This window comes from Anabaena azotica SJ-1 (assembly GCF_047275885.1).
Lineage (GTDB): Bacteria > Cyanobacteriota > Cyanobacteriia > Cyanobacteriales > Nostocaceae > Trichormus_B > Trichormus_B azotica_A.
Map to the genome: position 1 here is coordinate 5,758,381 of NZ_CP178454.1, position 24,615 is coordinate 5,782,995.

The window sequence follows — 24,615 nt, forward strand, 5'->3', positions numbered from 1 at the left end:
ATTACCTAATTTGTTAATTCTGTGAATCCTGGTATTCTAGCGATCGCGCAATACTTCCAATTGTTTTAACTGCTGTGACTGTTCTTCCAAACGTATGGAGAGGCGATCGCACACTAGTTCACATATTTCAAAAATTAATGGGTCTGTAATTTCGTAATATACACTTACTCCCTGTGGTTGGCGCTTGACAATCCCCGCTTGGGTGAGTATTTTCAGATGCTTAGAAACATTTGCCTGTCCTAGTCCAGTCGTTTCAATAATCTCTGTGACATTTTTGCTACCTGACTTTAAAGAACACAAAACCTGAAGTCTACTAATTTCAGAAAGCACTTTAAAATAATCAGCAATTTGTCCTAAAGCCGCTGGTGAAGTTTTTAACATTAATAAGATTTTCTATATCACTATATCGTAGTATAGCATCTACAACCCTGTAAAATCGCCCAAAACTTCCTTCCTGTTCCCTCTCCTAACTATAAAATTTATTTTGCACGACTACTTAAAACTACGCGCTACCATCCTGGTAGAATTATGATTTGACACCTTAGAAGATTGAGGTGTATGACGATTCTGCACCAATACCACAGCCGCAACTGCTAACAGAAAATAACCAAAGGTTTTCTGAAGTTTTTGTGCGGGTACATATTGAGCAAAGTACGCACCAGGAATTGTTCCCAAACTGGCAGCAATTATAAAGGAAAACATCAAATTCCAATTGAGGGGAACTTGTCCCATATAGCCTAAAAAGCCTGTAATGGAATTGAAGATAATGATGAGTAGGGATGTTCCAATAGCCTTTTTCATGGGTACTTTTCCTAACAATACCAAAGCGGGAACGATCGCAAACCCACCACCCACACCAACTAAACCAGTTAAAATCCCTACACCCAAGCCTTCTGTCATTAACCACAACCAACAATACTTGCAGACTGGTTGGGGATAAAGTGCCAAATCTGCTTCTGTTACAGGTTGAGAACTACGACGAATCATAAATACTGCTGCAAATAACATCATGACTGCAAACAGCGTCATTTGCACAGAGTCGGTAATAACTGGTAGTGTAGCAATTTTTGCCCCCAGAAATGCCCCTAACATCGTTGTAGAACCGAAGATTAATGCAGTTTTGAAGCGGATGTTTTTAGCTCGCCAGTGGGGGATAATTCCCAATATACTCACAGTACCGACAATTACCAGAGTCATTGCGATCGCAGATTTTGGTGGTACACCCATCACATAAACCAAAATCGGCAACGCTAACACCGACCCACCACCACCAATTAAACCCAAGCTTAACCCAATACAGGCAGCGAGTAAATGACCAATCACCCAGGTCATACACCGCTCCGTTGATTATAAGGTAGCTTTGCCAACAACATACCCAACATACAAGTATCGCTGATACCAGCAAACATTAAACCCGCACCCACAGAACCGCTGAGAATCAAAAACCAGGGAGAAACAAATGCACCTAATACGGTACCTGTAAATACCAAAGAACCTGCGACAATTTGCACCTGACGCATTAAACTAATCGGTGCATTGTGGTTAATTTCCGTAGCATAACCCGCAGCTTTCCATGCACCCATTCCCGAATCTAAATGAGTAACGGTGTTAAATCCAGCATCAAATAGCTTTTGAGCAGCCATTTTTGAGCGATTTCCAGAAGCACAGTAAAGAACCACTGTTGTATCTTCAGATTGGGGAACTTTACGCGCATCAAACTGAGAAAGAGAAACCAATCTCGCACCAGAAATATGCTCCCCTGCATACTCAGATGGTTCTCGTACATCAATTAGTGTTACAGTATCTTGCTCAACTAACTGTTTGAGAGTTTGAGCATCAATAGTTTGCAAAGTCTTCAAACTAGAAGTAGTCATGAAATTCTTTCCTCAATTCTCTGGTTTCTGTATATCTCTGCAAAAGCTCAACTAAATCTATGCAGCAATATCACCACAACGTTGATTAGCTGGTACTGCTTCCATAATCTTTTTCGGATTAGGTAAATTGAGATTTGCCATTAATTCCCTAAATTCATCACGGGTGCGTCCTGCTAACCGAGGATTCCATTGTTTCTCTTCCCCAATGGTGGAAACCATTGAACCCTGATAGTCGTGACCAGGATAAACTAAGGTTGCGTCAGGTAAAGTAAACAGCTTTTGGGTAATAGCATCATACATAGCACCTGCATTTCCGCTTTGGAAATCAGTTCTTCCACAACTACGAATTAGCAAACTGTCTCCTGTTAATAGATGTGTACCATTGACCAGATAGGCATTATGGCTGTTAGTATGACCAGGAGTTGCGATCGCTTCTACTCTTATACTTCCTAATATCAATACTTCCCCATCTTCAATAAACCTATCTGCACAAGCAGCATGGGCATTTTCTGGTACAACCCCTGAACAACCTGTCATTTCCCGGAGTTTACCCGTCCCAGTGATATGGTCAGCGTGGATATGGGTTTCTAAACAAAATTTCAGCGTTAGTCCCAGTTCCTTAAGTAATAGGTAATCTCGTTCCACCTGTTCTAATACCGGGTCAACTAAAATCGCTTCTTCTGTCACCTGGTCAGCAATTAAATAAGTATATGTACTCGTTTCTGGGTCAAACAGTTGCCGAAATAACATACTAACAGCCTCCTGACAAATAGCTTATATTTTTAATTTATCATATTACTATATAGTGATTAATGGAATATGTCAAATCTTGCTCTCCCACACCAGCTACTTCTCCCAAATCGAAGAAACTCTTCCGGTTGGAAATCAGGAAAACCTCGTTTTCGGTAAAAACTGATATCCAACTCCTTATTCTTTGGATTCCAGCATCCTCACTTTATCCATGAGTGTTGCAATTTGGGTACGCTGATCTCGTAAAGCATTGAGTAATAGTGATATTTTGATATCTTGGTCTTTGACAGCTTTAGTTAATACCGCCACAATATCAACAGGACTGATTGCTGTATTATCTGGTGATGTCAGCAAGCTGGGAACATTTTCTGACAAAAATCCAGCGTGAATATCTTTATCTACACTATTTTTGTAATTGAATTTAATCGGTTTTATAGTCCTTAATATTTCCGTCACCTCTTGACTAGATAAATCGGTAATATTTTCTTTCAATTCCCTAGATGAATCTTGAAAAATTCTGCCATTAATTCTCAGATTTCCAGCTACATATAATTTAGCATCTGAAGCAGGGAGAGTATTTCCTATAGTAACATTACCTCCTGTAGTCAAAATCATCTGAGTGATGCCATTTGTTTGTAATAACAAATTATTTGCATCACTACTAATTACTCCTGATTGAATTTGAATTCCTTTATCGAAGGAATAACCATCCAGATTAGTTTGAAAGCGGGATAAATTATCAGTTCCTGTTGCGATATCTAGAAAACTCTCAGTTGTACCGATTCTCACCACACCATTTTGAATTTGAATTCCTTTATCGAAGGAATAACCATCCAGATTAGTTTGAAAGCGGGATAAATTATCAGTTCCTGTTGCGATATCTAGAAAACTCTCAGTTGTACCGATTCTCACCACACCATTCTGAATTTGAATTCCTTTATCGAAGGAATAACCATCCAGATTAGTTTGAAAGCGGGATAAATTATCAGTTCCTGTTGCGATATCTAGAAAACTTGCAGTTGTACCGATTCTCACCACACCATTTTGAATTTGAATTCCTTTATCGAAGGAATAACCATCCAGATTAGTTTGAAAGCGGGATAAATTATCAGTTCCTGTTGCGATATCTAAAAAACTATCAGTTGTACCGATTCTCACCCCACCATTCTGAATTTGAATTCCTTTATCGAAGTAAAAACCATTTAGATTAGTTTTGAAGTGGGATAAATTATCAGTTCCTGTTGCGATATCTAGAAACCTCGCAGTTGTACCGATTCTCACCACACCATTAACGTGCAGTTTTTCATTAGCAACTTCTACACCAATTCCCACATTTCCACTTTCGTTGAAAATCTCCAGTTGCGTTTTGCCATTGGTTTGTAATGCTAAATTAGCAGCTTCATCACTACTAATTACACCATCTTTAAGACGAATACTTTGGTCAAAATAATAACCATCTAAATTAGTAGTAAATTGCATCCATTTATCTATCTGGGGTGCAAAATTCACCAACTTTGTGCCGTTACTAATGCGGAGATTGCCATCAACGTGCAGCTTTTCTTTGGGGTCTTTTGTGCCAATACCGACTTGACCACCGTTGGTGACATAAAGATTAGCCTGAATTTCCAAATCACCGGTCATGGTATCACCAGTTTTATCCAGGCAATTTACCAAGGTTGGGAAAGTAGGACGATAGTCTTGGAGAGGGGTGAAAGTACCGTTATTACTGCTGTTACTGTACTTTAGCAACGCTAGAGGAGAGTAGTAGTGTTTGATTCCTTGCGATCGCTGTTTTCGTGGCTGCCTTGAACTATCATAAGGCCAATCAACATCTTTTGTATAGGCACGTGCGGGAATCAGCCAATAATCACCAGTTTTATATGTAGATTCTGAATCAAATTGGATATAAATTCCCTTTTCTAACTGAATCCAATTAGGAGAAACTGCAATTTCCGCTTTCTTTGTATTTTGATCTTCTTGCCAACCTATCACTTGCAGATGTTTTTTATCAGCAAATTTTGTTTCAATCGGATCACCAACTACATCCAGTTTTTTATTAGACACCTTTTGCAGTTGTAATAATACACCTGGTTCGTTTTTTAATTCCTGTTCTTGATCAATAATTTCTACCCATTGATTAGGCTGAAATGACAATAAATCATCTCTGCCAACACTACTAATATCAATAGTATTGACTTTTATACTGTCAACATTACTAACAGTTATTTTATTATTACGCGACCATTTAAAAGTAGCTTGATTAATATCACCAGACTGATGAATTTCCACTCGATATAATTGATTTTCTGAACCAAGATAACCTTTTTGGGGATTAACTAAATTGCCTTCGGAAATGCTACTAGCTGTAGCAGCTTTTAAATAAACTTTGCGGTTTGGATTTAAAGCATCTGCAAAAAATTTCCAGTTATTGATTTCAGGTTTTTGCGGATTAATATTAGGAACTGGTATTAACTTTACCTGCCAAATTATTTTAGTCCGCGTAGCAGTATCCAATCCTTTGAGTGCAGGTTCGCGAATTTCTGGGTCTTCAAGTGCTGTAATATCACGTTCCCACACATCCAAATAAGCTAAATAAAATCCATCTTCACTTAACTGGGGTGGATTTGGATAATCTAATTGTGTTTTGTAAGTTGTATTTTGTTCTAATTCGCAGATAATACCATTCACATACATTTGTCCAGCAGCTATGGTAAAATCTGCATCTTGACCAGCAGCAAAAATCTTAAAACTGTCACTATTTCTAATTACACCACTATCACCAATCACATATTTAGCTAGAGATTGAGTGAAATAATTTTGAATATCAACTTGTTCATTCCAATCTGCATCTAATTGCACCCGTCCCTGCTGCATTCGCACAGCGTTATAATGTTTTTTAGGATGAAATGTAGACCGAGTAATATCACCATTCATAATTGATTATATCCTTCAAGTTTTATAAAAAATTCCTGCTTCTAATCCAAATCTTAGATATTCATTGAGACTAGCACGTAAATTTGTTTCTCGTTGCGGTTGTTGCAGATAATTGAAAACACCCATTTCCGAACTATCTTCTGCACCAGTGCGTATCTCTGGGATACAGAATTGGCTAAGTTGTCCATAACTAGGTTGTCCATAACTCGGTTTATCATATTGTTCTGATGTGAAAATCGGTTTGTAACTCGTCAGAATGATACTTTTATCATCAAAATTATCAAAACCATTATTGATTGCTAACCAATTATTCCCATGATCTTGGGAACACAAAACATTACCCGCAGATGTTCCTGCATAAATATGTTGATTATGGGGATTTATCGCTAAAGAGGTAATTGCAGTCATAGTCAAGCTGGTAGTAACTCGTTGCCAAGAATTACCATTATTTTGAGATATAAATATATTTCCTCCCATTGTACCAGCTAAGATATAGTTGATAGTAAATGTTGTTTCGGGAGGTAAATTAGCATCAAAAGCAGCATCAATCGTCAGGATGTTATTTTGCTCAATAGCGATGATTGTTCTAGTTTCATTACCAATGTTAATTACGCTACCTTTGGCTAATTCTGTGTTGAATAATGTCTGAATACCCGTGATTTTTGTACCATGACTAGAAATAGTACCAGTCCCTGGTTTGATATATGTTGCCAAGACGGTAATATCTGTATCTGTTAAATTATTATTAATTAATTTCCATTTTTGACAATCATGATGAGAACGGAAAATACCATCTCTAGTGCCAATAAAAAGTTGTCCATTATATTGATTAATTGCTAAAGCTGTAATATAATGATTGTGTAAATTCCGATTTAGTGAAGTCCAAAGATTGCCATTATTTTTTGAGCGATAAATACCGCTTTCTGTCCCAACAAAAATTTCGCCATTTTGATGATTAACTACTAATGCTTTAATATGACGATTTTGCAAACTTGAATTTATTGGTTGCCAATTTTTGCTATTATCTTGGGAACGAAAAACACCACTACCAGAACCTACAACAATATATTGAGTTTTAAATGTTGTCTCAGCGGGTAAATCATTGGTAAATGCTACATTGATTTCCAGAACAGTATCAGAAATAATTTTCGTGACTGTTCTTATTTCATTTGCGGCAATAATTAAACTATCTTTTGTGAGGTCTTTGGTAAATTTTGTACTCTCTCCGGTAATTTTTGTACCTACGCTGGAAATTACACCACTCACAGATATCTGATAGGCAATTAAGGCAGTAATATCAGTACCTACCAATGGGGATATATTGCCATTGATTGTCACTACATTGTTTAAATTCCAAGTTTCACCATTATCTACAGAACTAAAAATACCACCGTCGGTTGTACCAGCTAATATTAAAGTTGCGTCTGCTGTTGTCGTGGGAATATTCCCAAGTAGTTTAGTAACGTTTAGATTAGTTAAATGATTATTGATAGATTGCCAAATATAATCATGATTTAGGTGAAATATACCCTTACCAGCAGTCCCAGCAATAATTTGTCCTGTAGTGTGATTAATGGCTAATGAAGTAATATCTGTTGGTAAAGCAGCAACTTTTTCTAAAGCTAAATCTGGTTGACAACGGTAGCGGCTTGGTGTGATAGAACCATAAGGTAAATAACAAAATCGGATGTAGCCAATTTGTGTACGCAGGACAGTGACTGTTTCGTTAAAAATGCTGTTACTAGCTTCTAAACTGCTAATGTTGGTTCTGCCAAAAATCGTACTTCTGTTAATATTTACATTGCTTCCTAAAGCAGTAATGACAATATGGTTGCCTTGATATACTTCATTATTTTTGTGCCATGCTTTATCTATAATGCTATCTATTATTTCTAGATTTGGTACGGTGTCAGCTAAGATTATGCTTCCACAAATACTGCTATTAATGGTAATTTCTAATTTGCTGTTATCGGTTTCTTCTAAATTAAATAATTTCTGAAACTTATTAAGTTTTTGATCATTTTCATCTGGTAATTCTAAGCATTGCCATTGTTGAGTTATTTCTTGGAAAAAAGAGAAGACGCGAGTTAATTTGTGGAAAGCTAATTGAAATAGTTTCGTGAGATTGTTGGGAGAATTATCTGTATCAGCTTTTATTCCTAAATTGAGTATTTTCTGAATTAAAACCAAAAAATACATAATTATTGCTAATAGTGACAAGTCGTTATCTGTCCCTGGTTCTGAATCTAGTTCCCGTTCTGCTTTTTTCACAATCAATGCTGCTGTTTTCGACAGCAATGTGCAATTGATTATCTGTAATTTTTTAATATTTCCTGGCAGAATGGTGATTTTACCTTCTATTAACAACCCATTGAGAATAAGTTCACCTGGGTTAGTATTTTTTCTGGCTGTTCCCTGGATTAATAACTTACCTTGTAAATGTGGTTGATGTTCATTGGCTGCAATAATTTGTAATTTTTTATCTGCGGGAATTTTGATGGTCAGATTACTTTGGTAAGTGTGGTTGTCTTTGAGGGTAATTACTCCCATTTCTACGTCGGTAACTATATTAATTTTGCCTTTGGGAGTAATATATATAATTCCATTTTGATTGGGATTGATATCAATATCTAAAGTATATGGTGTCTCTATTTGAATAAGTTTAGCTTTGCTATTGACGGCTTTACCAGGAGTGATTTCTAAAGATTGTTTGACAGAATTGATTAATTTAACTTCTAAGCCATTAATAATTCCTGGCTGAAATTTTGGTGCAATTGTTGTGTCAGCATTTTCGATTTGACCTATAGGGTTGATAACTAAGCTGGCTAATAAGATACCTGTTGTCTGAGAAATTTCTGCTGGGGAAATAAATTGAAGTTCCCATTTTGGTTCTTCTGTTGCTGCTTTATAAAAAAGTGCTAAAAATATGGTTTGATTAGAATAATTTCTTAAACTAATTTGGTAGTTAATGCCAATATGAATCCGATTTCCTTGAGTATCTACAGCCGTACCTGGTGCTATAGTGAGTGTATCGGCTTTTTTGTTGGCAGTGATAGTTAAACCGTTGACAATACCTGGTTTAAATTCTGAACGAATATTTTTATTTGGTAAAATAATTTGAGATTGATTATTAATATTGACTGACTGCAAATTAAGATAAATTTTTTCTTCACAGCATTCCCATATTTTGACATTTTTATTCCATTCTTGGACTGCTGTTGTTAATTTGGGAACAATAGGTTTCGCTGGTTTATTTTTTTTGTTAATAGCCGCAGGGGAGATTAGTTTAACAGGAGTAGAAGCAAAGGATTGATTTGCTATTGGTGGTGTATTATTTACCGTTGTTTCTTGCTTTACGTCCCATTTGATATAAGAGAGAAATGGGGGTATGTTCAGAGATTGGCTACGGTCATAAGTCCCACCACCGATATCACCACTAAAAGCGTAGGAATAACTTGTTTCTACTGCTTGAGGTAATGATTTGGTAAGAACTAATAGCCGTCCTAATTCGGGATCTACTACGACTTGAATTTCAAAGATTTTTTCTATTTTTCCGTCGGTGCTTTGATAAGTTCTTGTGGTAGGAGGAAATTGCCATTCTGCTTCATTCCATCTACTTAAGTCGTCTATGAGAATATATTCTGGAGAAATTGATTGAGATTGATGATTAAGAAAAATTTGTAAAACTGGATTATCTCCAAAATAGCCATTACTGGAAGGATTTTTTTGATCAGTTATTAACTGACGACGTGCTTCTAGTTCTGCAACTAGGGTTAAACGACGTAAAGGTGTGGGTAAATTAATTTCTGCTGCAAGACTGGTAATTTCTGTTTCTGTTTGCGGTTGATTAAATAGGGGTATATCAATACCTAATGGATTAAAAGTATAGTAACGTCCTTGACGTTTGCTGTCTGTGTTTTTAATTTGATGTGCAGTTACTTTTGCAAGGGGATAACTTTTTAATCGCCATAAAAATATGCCAATATTGGCAATATTATATTTGCCACCTTGATTACTGATGTTACGGATTTCTACCGTATGTGCAACAGATTCCTCGAAGGGAGTTCCTAAACTTTCGATTTGGCTAGATTGACGCAGGTCTGCAAAAACTTTGTTAGTCCGCAGATTGTTTAAATTCTGGGTTGTGCCGACTAATTTAAAAAATTCTACCACACGCGATCGCCAGCCGGTGATATCTGCAATCAACTGTTCTAGCACTGGTGCCGTACCTTTGCGGCTTCGATATGCCAAAGTATTAGCTACATAAGCACGTCGTTCTTGTCCATAGGTGCGGGATTGTTCGGTATATAAATTTACGGCTAACAAGTCACCAATATAAGGTACTACCCACTGGTCACAAGTTTCAATAAACCAGTTTTCATATAAATTTTCAATATCTGTTTCGACAATTTCCAGTTCCTGTTCAATCACACCCAGCAAAGCGCGTAAAGAATCACCTTGGGTTTGATCACGGATACGGTAAATAGCTGGAAGTAAATTATACAAGCGTTCTTGGTTTTGGTTATTCATAAGGTAATTGGTAATGGGTAATAGTAGGGATATGGAGAATTTATAGATTATTAATTAAAGTGATACCGTGAGGATTGAGTAATAATAATTGTGCTGGTAAAATGTTATTTTGTTGTGCGTCCCAACGTGCAGTTGCTGCTGATAGGGATGATTCTAAAGTTTTGGCGAAACCGAGTAGATAGAGAGCATCTAAATCAACTGCCACAACACCCGTGATATGCTGGATAGCAGCGATCGCTTCTGAAGTTGTTACAGATTGTCCAAAAGCACGGTTTTCAAAGGCAAATGTTTCCTGTAATGCTGTGTGGACTTGCGCCAAGACTGATTTTACCTCATATCGTGAATCTACCAAAATCTTAGCTTCTAAATTGAACAACAAAGGTTGATAACTACGTACTTGCACATCTAACTGTTCCGGTGCGCGAACTTCTGCGATCGCTTGCACCAAATTAGTATAAAGTTGAGAATCTGGAGTTACTGCCTTCCCATTCACAGCCGCAACGGTAATATACACTATCGGCATAGCCTCATTTGCTAAAACCTCCGCTTTAGCCTTACCAATACCAGCAAAGGCTCGACTAAAATCTTCAAAGTCTTGTAGAGATACAATTCTATCCAAACTGCGAACCGTTAAAGGCGCACTAACTCGCGCTTCATTCAATGCTTCTCTAGCCGCTGCACCTGTTGCAGATACAGGATTTGTCACCTCCCGAATTCCCAAAGGCCGGGTTTTTAACAAACTCAAACTATCCTGTGCCACTTCTCCAGCTAAACCAATACCACTCCGATAACGCGCAATGACATTTTCTAACCCACTAGGTAGACGTGCGCCTTTTTCACCATCTCCAAAAGTAATCGTTGTTGTACCATCATCACCAATACGGGTAATATAGTTTTGGTCAAGGTGATTCAATCCATACAACGAAGGGACTTCTTGCCAACGCACACCATCTACAAATAATTCTAAAGTAGTCTTAGCACCATTAGGAGTAGTTGCCGGAATGTAGGTAAGCGGTGGTTTCTTGAGCATAAAACGCTGATTTGCTAAAGTACCATCACCACTACCTAAGACTTCCTCAATTGTCTCACCATGAGTAGCAGGAGTAACGTTAGCGTAAATTACCACCGTTGCAGGGTCATAGCTATTTTGTAGCGGTTGGGTTAAAGTCAGAATTGGTAATAATTGGTCATCTGGTGGAGTCTTAATCACACAAACTTCACTGACGACTTCATCATCTATAGCAGCTGGTTGTAAACTGATATCTTCTGGTGCAATTAATTCTACAAAACCTGCAACTCCATTTCTATCCCGCAAATTCCATATTTGGGATTTTGGTGGTGAAATTAGTTGTAGCTGGTCGCCAATTTTCAAATCAACGGCTGAAAAACCATCAGCGGAAGTTAAGATACCAACACCGCCAGCATATATATTTGTCTCATCAAATGCGATCGCTTGGATATCAATATTCTTTAAGCCAGTATTCTGTGTCCAGGTTTCACCATTGTCTTTTGACTGGAGAACACCATTCATAGCAGTACCAGCAAAGATATCACCTTGACTCACACTCAAGCAACGAATCTTCATACTCGTCAGATAGGTGGCAACTTTCAGCCATGTTCCTGGTAACAAACGCAAAACACCATTATCAGCCGTCCCAATCAATATTGTTCCATCTGAATCAAAGGCGATCGCTGTCACATTCACATTTTGTAATATCTCTTGCCAATTGTTACCAGTTTGAGAACAATACAAATTATTAGGTGTCCCAGCGAAAATTGTCCCATTTTCATTAATTGCTATCACCTGAATAGGTTGGTTAATTAAAGTTCTGAGAATTAAATTATCCGTATTAGCAGCAATGGCGAGAATTGCACCTTTTTGAGTACCAACAAAAACATCGCCAATAGAATTAACAGCCAATGAAAGAACATTAATATTTTCCAAATCCGTCCTAATTCTCTGCCACTTGAAATCAGATTTATGACAGTAAAAAACACCATCATTAGTACCTACAAAAATCCGTTCATCATTACTCACTACCAAAGCTTGAACATCTTTATTTTTCAAGCCTTCATTCATTGACTTCCAATTATTACCATTATCTTCAGACTGAAAAACACCACCTTCTGTCCCAGCTAAAAATAACTTACCATTTTCACTAATTGATAGTGTTCTCACAACAGTATTTGTCAAACCACTATTAACTCGTTTCCAAGTTTCACCTAGCTGAAACACACCACCGATATTCTCGATTTTAATACGTATCTGCTTGCCACTGACAATTACTGTTTTTCCAGGTTGTAAACCGGATATATATGCACTTAAGTAAATCTCATTTTCCCGAATCGGGTCATTAAATATTTTTTGTTGTTGTACTTCTATACTCAGGGTTTCACTCGCTAACTTTAAAACTTCGCTTTGAGCTAAAACTAGAGTTTTGCGAAGACCAAAATCACTCGGATTCACCTGATTTTTCAATAAAATTCGAGTAATTTTATTATCTAGTCCAAAGTCCCGCAGTGTCATATTTGATGAACTAACAACCTGACAAGGCTTGGCTGTTTGTCCATCTTCTGTAAATAACACTATCCAACTTTCTGGCAGAATTTGAGAATAAATATTATCTAAATTAAGTTGCTGGTTTTGATTACCCTGTTGAGGTTGAATTTGAAAGTTAGGCCATTCTTGTTGTGCATCTTCCACAAAACCAGCAAACGCAGTACCAACAAAGATGTTGTTACCTGTACTAATAATGGTATTGATATTGGGATTATTTAAGCCAATATCATCAATGTCAACTGCATTCCAAACATTGGAATCTTGAACTTTTTGATAACGAAAAATCCCATGTTTACCCCCAGCGAATAAATATCTGTTTTCTGCATTATACGCTAAAGAAGTTACATTTTTATTTAAATTTATCTTAACCCAATCATTACCGTGATTTATAGAAAATACAATATCATTTTGCGTGCCAGCAATTATATATTGTCTATCTTGGATTTTTTCTGTAATTAGTGAACGGATAATTTGATTATTATCTAAGTTCTTACGATTCCAAGTTTCTCCGTGATTATTTGAACAATAAATACCATCATCAGTCCCCGCAAATAGGTAGTACAATCCTTGATTTTGATAAGTAACGAGAGAAAGTACCGCTTTACCTAATAATCCTTTGAGTTCCCAGTTTTTGCCTTGGTCTGAAGTGCGATAAATACCATCATCAGTTCCTGCAAATATGTAATTTTGAGAATTGAGAGAATTGAGAGAACTTCGAGTAATTAAAAAAGTTGTATTATCTGGTAAATCAGGTTTGAAGGGTTCATTGATAGTGAGAGAAATATTAGGATTAATCCCAGTTATAGTTCTTGTTTGATCTGCCGCTGTAATAATATCATTGATGGCGATATTGATATTCAAATTAGTTCCACTGACTGTTACAGTGCTGTTATTGCTGGCAGCAGTAATTACAAGAGGTGAATGATTAGTAATTGTGTAACTAACTAAAGAACGAATAACTGTGTTTGGTAAAGCTGTGTTAATAGTATTGACATTTGTGTTATTAACACCCGTGTATTCTACACCCACAGTTCCCAAATTAATCGGAGTCCAATTTTCACCATGATCTTTTGAACTAAACACACCTCCACCGGGAGTTCCGGCTAAAATATACCCCCGGTCATCAATATAAAAAGTTTGAATATGCAGATTTGTTAAACCGACATTAATAGCTTTCCAAGTATCACCATTATCTGTCGAACGAAAAATACCTGCACCTGAAGTACCTGCAAATAAATATCCGTTATTCTGATCAACAGCTAAACAACGAATATCAATTGTTGGTAAATTTGTGTTAGTGGGTGTCCAATTACCATCATTATTGCTGCTGCGAAAAATGCCACCTCTAATTGTACCGTGATAACTACGCTTAATTTCGTTCGGCATATCTTGCCATTTGGGGGCATTATAACCAAATAGGGCTGCTCGTTGACGAAAAGCGAAAACTTGGGGATTGCGGAGAGTGTTGAGAATTGGAGATGGTAGTTGTTGTTCCCAAGTGATTTGGGTATATCCTGTCCCTGGTATTGTCTCCACTGTTGCCAAGGTGAGGAGATACCAAACATCTTCCTGGGGTATATGATCAATTAGTAAAATGCGATCGCCCGCTTGGAGTCGAGTATTGATACCCTGGAGATAGATTTTCTGAGTATTGCTGGTAATTTCCTGGGGTTTTGTCGGTCTGGGTTTGAGTTGATTCCACTCCGCACGAGCAATAATTTCCGCACTAGTTTCAAAAGTTTGGGGAAATTCATCTTCACTAGGAATACTGACGATTTGTGTACCAACGGGAACTGTCACCATTCCCGAACTACTTGCTGCATCATCGACAGTAAACGCCAAAAACGTACTAGCAGCAACACCTGGGTCAAGTTCATAACCGATCGCTCTGGCAAGTTCTAAAATTGACCGGATTTCCGTCCCCGTTGCAATAAAACCCTCATTAGCAATACGTTCTTGATAGAAAGTCAAAACATCAGCAACTACCGCCCAAGCATCTAAAATAGCGATCGCCGGGTCATCATTGGCACGAGTCGTCAATTGTGCTAAAGGCGCAATATTAGCCGAATCAACAGCATATTTAGGTAAATTAGTCAATAAGCGCCGACGAAAACTAGCCCAATCACCAATGCGGTAAGCCAACGCTGGTAAACCAGGACGATTGTAAATTTTTGGCGGTTCATTGGTGAAAGTCATATTAGGCGGGCTATATAGAAAGACTACCGATGATACAATTTAATTTTACACATTATTGAGTAGCGATCGCTGATTTAGTTAATATAGCGGTATGCATTTAAATGAGATACATCATAGCCCCCTTCTCGCTTGCCTATGGTGTATACACAAGTCCTACCAGTCTTCGTTTTGTGCCTATCTTGCCCCCTAAATCCCCCAGAGTTGGGGGACTTTGAAAATTCTTGTTCCTCCCATAATTGGGGGTTAGATGAAACTGTATAAAAGAACGTGCTAAAAATAATTGAACGCAGATAAACACAAATAAACACAGATAAATATGGATGATTATTATTCTGTGCAGCCTCACATAAAATTGGTATAAACTGTATTTAAAAAAGCCATTTTCATTTCAAATAACAGTAGTATTTATCAATAAAAACTACAAAGTTAGTTAGAATTTCAACTGGATTTATGAGTTGAAATCGATTTTTAATAGACAGATTTTTAAAAACCTGTTTACCTCTAGTGTTGGATGATAATTTTTTGTTAAAAAACGATGGTTCGACACAAGTTTTCTATTTAAACAAGAGAATTTTATCTGATTTTTTTCAAAATGAGAATTGCTGCATAAAAACACTGTTACTAACGATAAACCTAAACGCCAGCGACCGGAACTTTGATGCATCATTAATAAAAACTTAATTCATAAATCATGTTTCTGGAAAAATCAAGCGTCAACTTCCCTCCGGGAAGCCACTTCGTGTCTTGTCTGTGTAGTTCCGCGATTTCTAATCGCCAAATTTAGTATTAATACAGAAGTTTCATTTAATTTTTAAATAAATTTCTGTAGATTCACAGTATCTTTTTACAGTTATAAAAATCAAAATAGTGATCACAAGTTATAAAAATATCTATGGTGTAGCCGGAGACACTGGTTCTGATTAATTAGACATTTTTCCAAAAAATAGAAATCCCTGGAATCTTGTTCTGTTACCTGTTCCCTTCTCAAAATATACAATTTATTTTGCACGACTACTTAGTACACCTCCTATTTAGATCCATGCCTACTAACACTTTCACTACTTGGGATGCCTTATTCACCAGTTTAGAGTCTAAGGGTTATCCCGTCCTAGACCCATTAGAAGCCCAATTAAAGAGCGCGATCGCAATTAGCTCGGTTAAGATAGAAGATGTTAATACCAACACGGTAAGACTGAATTACCAACAATCTGCTAACTCCTATGTCCTAGATTTTGGGACAGTGACCCCTTTCGTTCCCATCCTCAAAAATATTAAATTTACCACCCCAGAAATTTACTTTGCCAAAACCGCAAATGATATCGAAAATGACCTTTTAGGAGAAATTGGGCTGAGTCGGGGCTTAAATATTGTTAGTGAGTTCGACCTATCTCAAATCAATCTAGCACCAATTACATTTATTGACAGCCTCTTGGGGTTAGACAAGATAACCACCCAATTAAGCGTCGATCCCGATGGAGCGGCTGAATTAAAAGGTATTTTTAAAAAGGAAATTACCCTTTTTGAATCAGGTAGTTTTACAGTTGAGTTTGTCGATCCTGAAATATCTTTGGGCGTGGATCATAGTGCGGCAGTTTCACTGACTCTGACAGGAAATTTACTGCTTAATGGTTACGATCCGACCCAAATGGGTGAACCCGAATTAAAACTTGCTGGTGGCTATAGCTTTGATGTACAAGAAACTACTGCGGTAGGTGCTTTCTTCAATTTAGATACGAATGACTCAGAAGATCCAGAAAAATTATGGGTAGATCCCTTTGGTTTAAAAGGATTTAAAATTCAAAGTTTAGCTTTTCAAGCAGGTTGGACAGTAGGAACCCCTGTCATTGAAACCTTTGGTTTTGGTGGCAATGTCATCTGGGAAGATAAGGCATTAAATAAAACCGTCACTATTGATGGCAATTTTCTCTTCGATCCTACTGCTGTCGATAATATGGCGTTGACCTTAACCTTAGCTACGCCAGTTAGTTTATTGCAATTGTGGACAGGCCCAGTCCGACCTTTTATCCAGCAACAGATTGATACCTATGTTATTAGTTTAGATCCAATCAATCAAGGTTTACAGTTTTTAGATACCCTGCTGAATGTCCAGATTCAATCTATTGATGGCGATGGTGATGGTACAATTGATCCCCTTATTCAATTTGTGCCTTTTCCGACGGCAATTGGAACTCGCGCTAATTTATTAGAACAGGGATTTGGCATTAATGGCAAATTGACTGCTTGGGGGCAGGAGGCAATTTTACTTGCCCATGTTGATAAGGAAACCAAAACTCTAACGGCTTCACTGAAACTTTCTACCTTAGATTGGGGCTTTTTAAAGTTAACGGGGGCTAATGATCCTAATTTAAAATTAGCATTAAAAGTTTCTAACACAGAACAGTATTTGCAGGGGGATGGTAAGTTAGAAGTCTTTGGAAAAACAATTGCGGCGGTTAATTTCAAGGTTTCTAATACGTCGATCAATATCAAGAATTTTAATCTCAATTTCTTTGATACCTTGGCGATTAATGTCAATAATCTAGATGTCGGTTTAAACCGTATTAATCCTACAGGAAGCGGCTCTGGTCTGATTACCCTTTTTGGTCAGGAATTAGCAACAGGTTCATTTAATATCGCCAACTACAAAGTTAATGTTAACAATGTTAATGTTGGTTTTGGTTCAGTTTTAGGTTTTACTAATGTTAATTTATTCCTCGATCCTAAGAATTTGAATGGTACTGGATCAGGGAATGTTTCTGTTTTTGGTCAGTCGCTGACAAGTGGAGTATTTAGCATTAATGGGGCTGAAGTTAAAATTAGTAATGTTAATCTAGGCTTCGGCTCGCTATTAGGTTTTACCAACGTTAATCTATCTCTAAATCCCAAAAATTTAACGGGTAGTGGTTCAGGAAATCTTACTCTCTTTGGTCAATCTCTTGCTGGTGGTACATTCGGCATTAATGGCTCTCAATTTAATATTAGTAATGTTAATTTAGGCTTTGGTTCACTATTAGGCTTAAATAACGTAAATTTATCCCTAAATCCTCAAAATTTAACGGGTAGTGGCTCAGGTAATCTCACTCTTTTTGGTCAATCGCTCTCCAATGGTGCTTTCACGATTAATGGCTCTAAATTAAATATCAGCAATGTCAATTTAGGCTTTGGTTCGATCTTGGGTTTTACGAATGTTAATCTATCCCTCGATCCCAAGAATTTAACAGGCAGCGGTTCAGGCAATCTTTCCCTTTTCGGTCAATCCGTTAGTGGCGGATCTTTGAGTATTAATGGCTCTCAATTAAGTGTTAGTAATGTTAGCTTAGGCTTTGGCTCACTTTTAGGCTTAACGAATGTTAATTTGACCCTCGATCCCAGAAATCTGAGTGGAAGTGGCACAGCGACTCGCACTCTATTTGGTCAAAATTTGGGAAGTGGATCTTTTAGTATCAATGGCTCTCAAATCAGTCTGAATATCAACAGTCTAGGATTTGCCAGTGTTTTAGAGCTAAGTAATGTTAATTTTACTCTCGATCCGAGTAATTTGAGTGGGAGTGGCACAGGCACCGTTAAAGTTGCTGGAGCCTCCCTTTCTAATGCCTCTTTTGTAGTTAATAACGGCAAGTTGACAGTTAAAGGAGGGATTAACGTTAGTGCTGGAATCTTTGGTAGTTTTGGCACTAATTTTAGCGTTACTGTCGGTAAAGATATTAGCAATGCCCAAGCAGGGGTTGCTTTTACTGCTTTCGGACAAACCTTTGACTTATCCGTTTCTCTCGCGTCTTTTACCAGTATTGGGGGACTTGTAGAAGATGCCTTATTAAAAGGTGTTGGTTCTATTCCTAACTATGTTGCTGACTTAATTACTAAAGGTTTCATATCTGGAGTTAGTAGTATTGGTAGTTTTATTTATAATGCTGGTTCTCAACTCCTGAACAGTCTGACAAACTTCTTTGAAAGTTTAAATCCCTTTGGTGACAAAAAAGATGACCCGGTTAACTTTATTGGTGGAGATGGCAATGATACTAAAGAGGGAGGAAATAATACAGATAAACTTTTTGGCAATAACGGCAATGACGATCTATTTGGCAAGCAAGGGGACGATCTGATTGATGGGGGAAGTGGCAATGATTATATAAGAGGCGGACGAGATAATGACACGATCATGGGTGGGGATGGTAATGATACAATTTTAGGTCAAAAAGGCAGTGATGTGCTTTACGGCTGGACTGGGGATGACTACATCGCAGGATTTGGTCAGTCCGATGCAGCTTACACCGATGACAGCAGTGATAAGCTCTATGGCGGTGCTGGCAATGATAAATTAGATGGCGGGTTTGGACAGGATTCTCTCTATGGCGGATCGGGGAACGATATTATCTATGGAGGAGATGAATACACGCTCTCGTTTGCAGCTGATGGCGATAACGATCTGCTCTATGGCGACGAGGGTAACGATACCCTATATGGTAACTATGGCAATGATTCCCTCTACGGTGGCGATGGGGCTGATTATCTCTATGGTGGCAGTGGTAATGATTACCTTGATGGCGGCTTAGACAGTGGCGGAGGATACAACATTCTATATGGAGAAGGAGGAGATGATAGTCTAGTCGGCAGTGGCAATGATTACCTTGATGGCGGCATTGGAAACGATACCCTAATTGGTGGCGATGGAAATAATCCGCTACACGGCAAAGAAGGTGATGATATCATTTTTGGCAATGATGGCAATGACGGCCTTTATGGTTGGGAAGGAAACGACACACTATCGGGCGGGAATGGCAATGACTTTCTAGGAGGAGCGCAAGGTAATGACAGGCTATCTGGAGATGGAGGAAATGATACTCTTTGGGGTGAAGATGGTAATGACACCCTCTTTGGTGGATCGGGGAATGATTCCCTTTTAGGAGGGGCTGGTGATGATATACTCATTGACGGAACTGGTAACGATACCCTAGATGGTGGTGCTGGTAATGATACTCTTGACTACACCGATAGTTCAGTCGCTATTAACGTCAATCTCGCGACTACCTATGCAACGTCGTCTCTCGAAAGCGATCGCATTTACAACATTGAAATAGTAACTGGCAGTAATTACAATGACACCCTAACTGGAGATAGTGCCAATAATGCCCTCAATGGTCGGCTAGGGAACGATCTCATCGATGGAGGTGCGGGTAATGACACGATCATCGGCAATCTAGGTGACGATACCCTCTACGGAAGTGATGGCAACGACACCCTAGAGGGATGGCAAGACAATGACCTCCTCAACGGAGGCAATGGTGATGATATCCTTGATGGCGGGAGTGGCGATGATACCCTAAACGGCGGCAGTGGTAATGATGTCGCTAATGGGGGCGATGGTAATGACACCCTCGTCTTGGCAGGATACAAAAATAATTACACCATTACCAATATCCGTTCTTACTCTGGCAAGCCCGAAACTATCACATTGACCAGAAATAATGTCGTTGTGCGAGCTTTATACGTTGAAAACTATCAATTTATTGATGGAATAGTTCCCTTCATTACACTAATAAACCAGTCTATCGTAGGGACATCAGGTGACGATAGTTTAATCGGTGAAATGGGCAACGACACTATCAACGGCGGTGATGGAGGTGATGTTATCAGAGGTGGATCTGGAAACGATTTTATCTTCGGCGAAAATGGACGCGATTATATCTACGGTGAGGATGGCGACGATACGTTATCAGCCGGATCTGGAGCAAGATGGGGTGATAACCCCATCATCGATTATGTTGACGGTGGCAATGGGAAAGACACGATCCTGTTAGTTGGCTCTAAGGACGACTATACTTTTACTGGCGCAGCAAGCAACGGCGAAGCAACCAGCTTAGACATTAAAGACAGCACCGGAAGAAAACTTGTCTTCAACGTCGAATTGATAACATTTAGCAATGGCACAACTTTCACCATCCAACAAGTGCTGGATAAAAATATTTATGGAACGGCTGGCAACGACAATTTATCGGGAGACCAGGGTAAGGATGTTATCTATGGATATACAGGCAACGACAATTTAAGTAGCTATGGTGACGATGATATTCTCTACGGCGGAGATGGCGATGATAACCTATATAGTTTTGATGGCAATGATCAACTTTTCGGTGAAAATGGTAACGATTTTCTCTACGCTAATTATGGAGGCAATGATAGCCTTTATGGAGGCAATGGAAATGATACGCTTTACGGTTTTGATGGGGACGATCTTCTCGATCCTGGATCGGGCAACGACTATGTTGAAGGTGGGGCTGGCAATGACATCCTCGTTTTGGGCGGATATAAAAATTCCTATACCTTCAGTGGCTCCCCAGAGTATCTAACGATTAGCGGATATGGTGAAACTAAGACTGTCTTAAATGTTGAGAATATTAAGTTTATCAATGGACAAACCTTGTCGGTGGGGCAAGCCCTTGGCAAATTTATAATAGGAACTGCTGGGGATGATCGCCTTAGAGGAGATTTTGGCGATGACACCATTATTGGTCAAGATGGTAACGATACTATCACTGGTTTCTTGGGGAACGATCTTCTTTATGCAGGTAATGGTCAAGATGACTTGGATGGTGGAGAGGGAGACGACACGCTCTGGGGAGGGGCTGGCTATAAAATATTGCGGGGTGGAGCGGGTAATGATGTGATTTATAGCCGAGATGGTCAAGGACTATCGGCTAATAATAACCTTTACGGTGGACAGGGGAATGACACCCTCTATGGCTGGACGGGTAATGATTCTCTCTTTGGTGAGGACGGGAACGATAGTCTAGACGGTTCTTGGGGCAATGATTCGCTTGATGGAGGGGCTGGAAACAACATCCTTAATGGGGGCGACGGTAATGACGTTCTCAAAGGTGGCGTAGGGAATGACACCATTGATGGTGGTGCAGGGGATGACACCATTGATGGTGGTGCAGGGGATGACACCATTGATGGTGGCGCAGGTACGGATACATTAATTATTAACGACTATGTACGAAACTACAGTTTCTATCCGACTAGTCCTGTTTACACCTACGCAGGTAACTTTAAACCAGTTATATGGTGGGCTAAGAATTTTGAAAAATATAAGTTCCTAGATGGTACTTATACGAATTCGGGTGGTAAGGTTATCGACGGCTTCATCCAAGGTGGTACGGTCTTCCTAGACGGTAATCTTAACGGTATCCTTGATGACGGCGAAATATCCACAATCTCCAATCAAAACGGTCAGTTTCAACTGCTAATTGATGACACCACCTTTAATCAACTCGATGCTAACCACGATGGCAAAATAAGCATTTTTGAAGGACGACTCGCCATGATTGGCGGCATCGACTCTGGTTCCGAATTACCCTTTGAAGGTATTTTAACCGCACCCTTCGGTTCGCCAACCATTACCCCCTTTACCAGTCTAGTTGAGCGATTGGCTCGTCTAGCAACAACAACTACTGTTAATGGTCAACCTCCTTTTTACAACCTATCTGGAGCAAATTTCAGTTTCGGTGGTTCTGACTCAGTTGATCTTGCCAAACAAGCCATTTTCACTCACCAATATGTCTCAACGATGGTTTCGTATCCCGAAATCAAAGCCTACGAGAACCAGACTCTTCCAGACGGTAGCACGGTCAAAAACTACCTCGATTCTAGTAATACCTTAATTACCGATAGTACAGTCAAGTTTGAATTTAATGCCCACGGCGTTGATTATCCCCCTTACATTCAAATTAATCCCGATACTGGTAAACTTGAATCCTTTGGTTATCCCCAAAATCTTGACGAAGCCTCAAAAAGCTATTTAATTGGGGCGCAAGTGCAACTGGTGAGCGAGCAACTAGCCGCATTTACGGGTAAGCCGATTAATCAAATTCTAGATGCGATCGCTCATAATGTCCTCCAAACCCCAGAAAACTCTTTACTCGTCGATGGTAGTTTGGTCTATAAAATCGCCCCCGAATTACCCGAAACCCTGAAATTAGCTGCCAAATTAGCTATAGATGGCGCACTCAATGCCCTCAACCATGAAGCACTCAGTTATGGAAACGTCGCTCAAACCTACAACATCTACGACAAAATCTTCCAAATTAACGGCAAATTGCAATCAGTCGGTCAAGAATTACAGGATTTACTGCGTCAAATTCGGGATGGCGATCTTCCGCTTACTGTTACTGAATTTAACGATAACTTCTCTACCCAAGCATTGCTTGATCGCTTTAACAATAGCACTTACCTAGCCGATAACATTTTCCCACCCCAAACCGCAGACTTGAGCAAAACCCTCAGCCCAGATACCTCTTACACCTTCGCTGTTTCTGATTTTCCCTTTACCAAAGGCGACGCTAATGATACCCTTAAATCTGTCATCATTGAAACTACCCCCAATCAAGGCACGTTAAAACTTGGATCTCAAGTAATTAGCAATCAGACTGAAGTATCTATTGCGGATATTAACGCCGGATTACTCACATTTACACCCAATGCCAAAGGACTAGGTGATAATTACGCTCAATTTGGCTTCCGTGTCACTGATGGTAAATTCTTCTCCGATGATATTCATTTTGCAACTATCAATGTTCATCCCAAACTCATCAAAGGAAGCAGCCAAAACGATGTCCTGATCGGTGCAAATGGTAACGATAAACTCTATGGCAAAGAAGGTAGCGATAAGCTGACTGGTGGAGATGGTAACGACTATCTCGATGGTGGACTGGGTGCGGATACTCTCAATGGTGGCGCTGGCAATGATACCTATATTATTGATAACACAGGTGACAGCATCACTGGTGAAGACGTGACTGGTGGGATAGATAGCGTCAAAGCTTCAGTTAGTCGGGTTTTGGCAAACAACCTAGAAAACCTAACTTTAATAGGTACAACTGCTATAAATGGCACAGGCAATAGCCTTAACAATACCATCATCGGCAACATCGCCGATAATATCCTCAATGGTGGTGCTGGTAACGATAAACTCTATGGCAAAGAAAGTAACGATAAGCTGATCGGTGGAGATGGTAACGACTATCTCGATGGTGGACTGGGTGCGGATACTCTCAATGGTGGCGCTGGCAATGATACCTATATTATTGATAACGCAGGTGACAGCATCACTGGTGAAGGATTGACTGGTGGTACAGATAGCGTTAAAGCTGAGGTTACTTGGGCTTTAGCAAACTACCTAGAAAACCTAACTTTAACAGGTACAACTGCTATCAATGGCACAGGCAACAAACTTAATAATACCATCATCGGCAACATCGCCGATAATAGCCTCAACGGTGCCGCTGGTAACGATAAACTTTATGGACAAGAAGGTAGCGATAAGCTGATAGGTGGTAGTGGTAATGACAGATTGTACCTGGGTATAGATGCCAATGTAGATAGTGTGTTCTATACTAAGGGCGCTGGCACAGATGTAATTTGGCAGTTTAACCGTGGTGTAGGTGGTGACTTGCTTTCTTTCTCTGGCATTACTAATATTGATGTGAAGACTGTTGGTACTTCAACACAGTTTAGACTCGGTGATGGAATTTCTGGGAATACTGGTTTTGCTACGGGGGATTTATTGGTAACGTTATCTGGAAGCAATGGCTTTAGTAGTTCTAATATCTCTGAAAACATCACAGGATCTAATTTCTTGTTCTTCTAAGAGAACTCCACAAAAAAGATGATCCAATAGCTATACTGGTTTAGCAAAAATTTCAACAAACCATTTTTTGAGATGGGGGAGGCGGTGAATCTGTGTTTCAATTTCTGCCATAGCTTCTGTTGTGA

At 39.0% G+C, this 24,615-nt stretch carries 8 protein-coding genes; 1 reads left to right on the top strand and 7 read right to left on the bottom strand.

Annotated features, from left to right (window positions below):
* Window positions 1–36: 36 nt before the first annotated feature.
* From ACLLO5_RS25080 to ACLLO5_RS25110, 7 genes are all read right to left on the bottom strand, one after another.
* Window positions 37–381, bottom strand: a complete 345-nt coding sequence (locus tag ACLLO5_RS25080; protein WP_413173188.1) for an ArsR/SmtB family transcription factor — start codon at window positions 379–381, stop codon at window positions 37–39.
* 111 nt (window positions 382–492) lie between these two features.
* Window positions 493–1,332, bottom strand: coding sequence for a sulfite exporter TauE/SafE family protein (locus tag ACLLO5_RS25085; RefSeq protein ID WP_413173189.1), 840 nt, complete (start codon window positions 1,330–1,332; stop codon window positions 493–495).
* A complete protein-coding gene (locus ACLLO5_RS25090) occupies window positions 1,329–1,874 on the bottom strand; it encodes a rhodanese-like domain-containing protein (protein ID WP_413173190.1) in 546 nt (181 codons plus the stop codon). Before ACLLO5_RS25090 ends, ACLLO5_RS25085 begins: the two co-directional genes overlap by 4 nt.
* Window positions 1,875–1,931: 57 nt before the next feature.
* Window positions 1,932–2,624: an MBL fold metallo-hydrolase gene (locus tag ACLLO5_RS25095; protein ID WP_413173191.1), complete on the bottom strand. Its 693-nt coding sequence runs from the start codon at window positions 2,622–2,624 to the stop codon at window positions 1,932–1,934.
* 177 nt (window positions 2,625–2,801) lie between these two features.
* Window positions 2,802–5,558, bottom strand: a complete 2,757-nt coding sequence (locus tag ACLLO5_RS25100) for a DUF6519 domain-containing protein (protein WP_413173192.1) — start codon at window positions 5,556–5,558, stop codon at window positions 2,802–2,804.
* Between the two features lie 15 nt (window positions 5,559–5,573).
* The gene (locus ACLLO5_RS25105; RefSeq protein ID WP_413173193.1) at window positions 5,574–10,088 is read right to left on the bottom strand and encodes a hypothetical protein; all 4,515 of its coding nucleotides are present in this window, start codon (window positions 10,086–10,088) and stop codon (window positions 5,574–5,576) included.
* Between the two features lie 40 nt (window positions 10,089–10,128).
* Window positions 10,129–14,844 (bottom strand): putative baseplate assembly protein, encoded by a 4,716-nt coding sequence (locus tag ACLLO5_RS25110; RefSeq protein ID WP_413173194.1) that lies wholly within the window; start codon window positions 14,842–14,844, stop codon window positions 10,129–10,131.
* A 1,039-nt stretch (window positions 14,845–15,883) separates the two neighbouring features.
* On the opposite strand from ACLLO5_RS25110, the gene ACLLO5_RS25115 reads away from it, so the two are divergent.
* Window positions 15,884–24,490 (top strand): beta strand repeat-containing protein, encoded by an 8,607-nt coding sequence (locus tag ACLLO5_RS25115; RefSeq protein ID WP_413173195.1) that lies wholly within the window; start codon window positions 15,884–15,886, stop codon window positions 24,488–24,490.
* Window positions 24,491–24,615 lie beyond the last annotated feature (125 nt).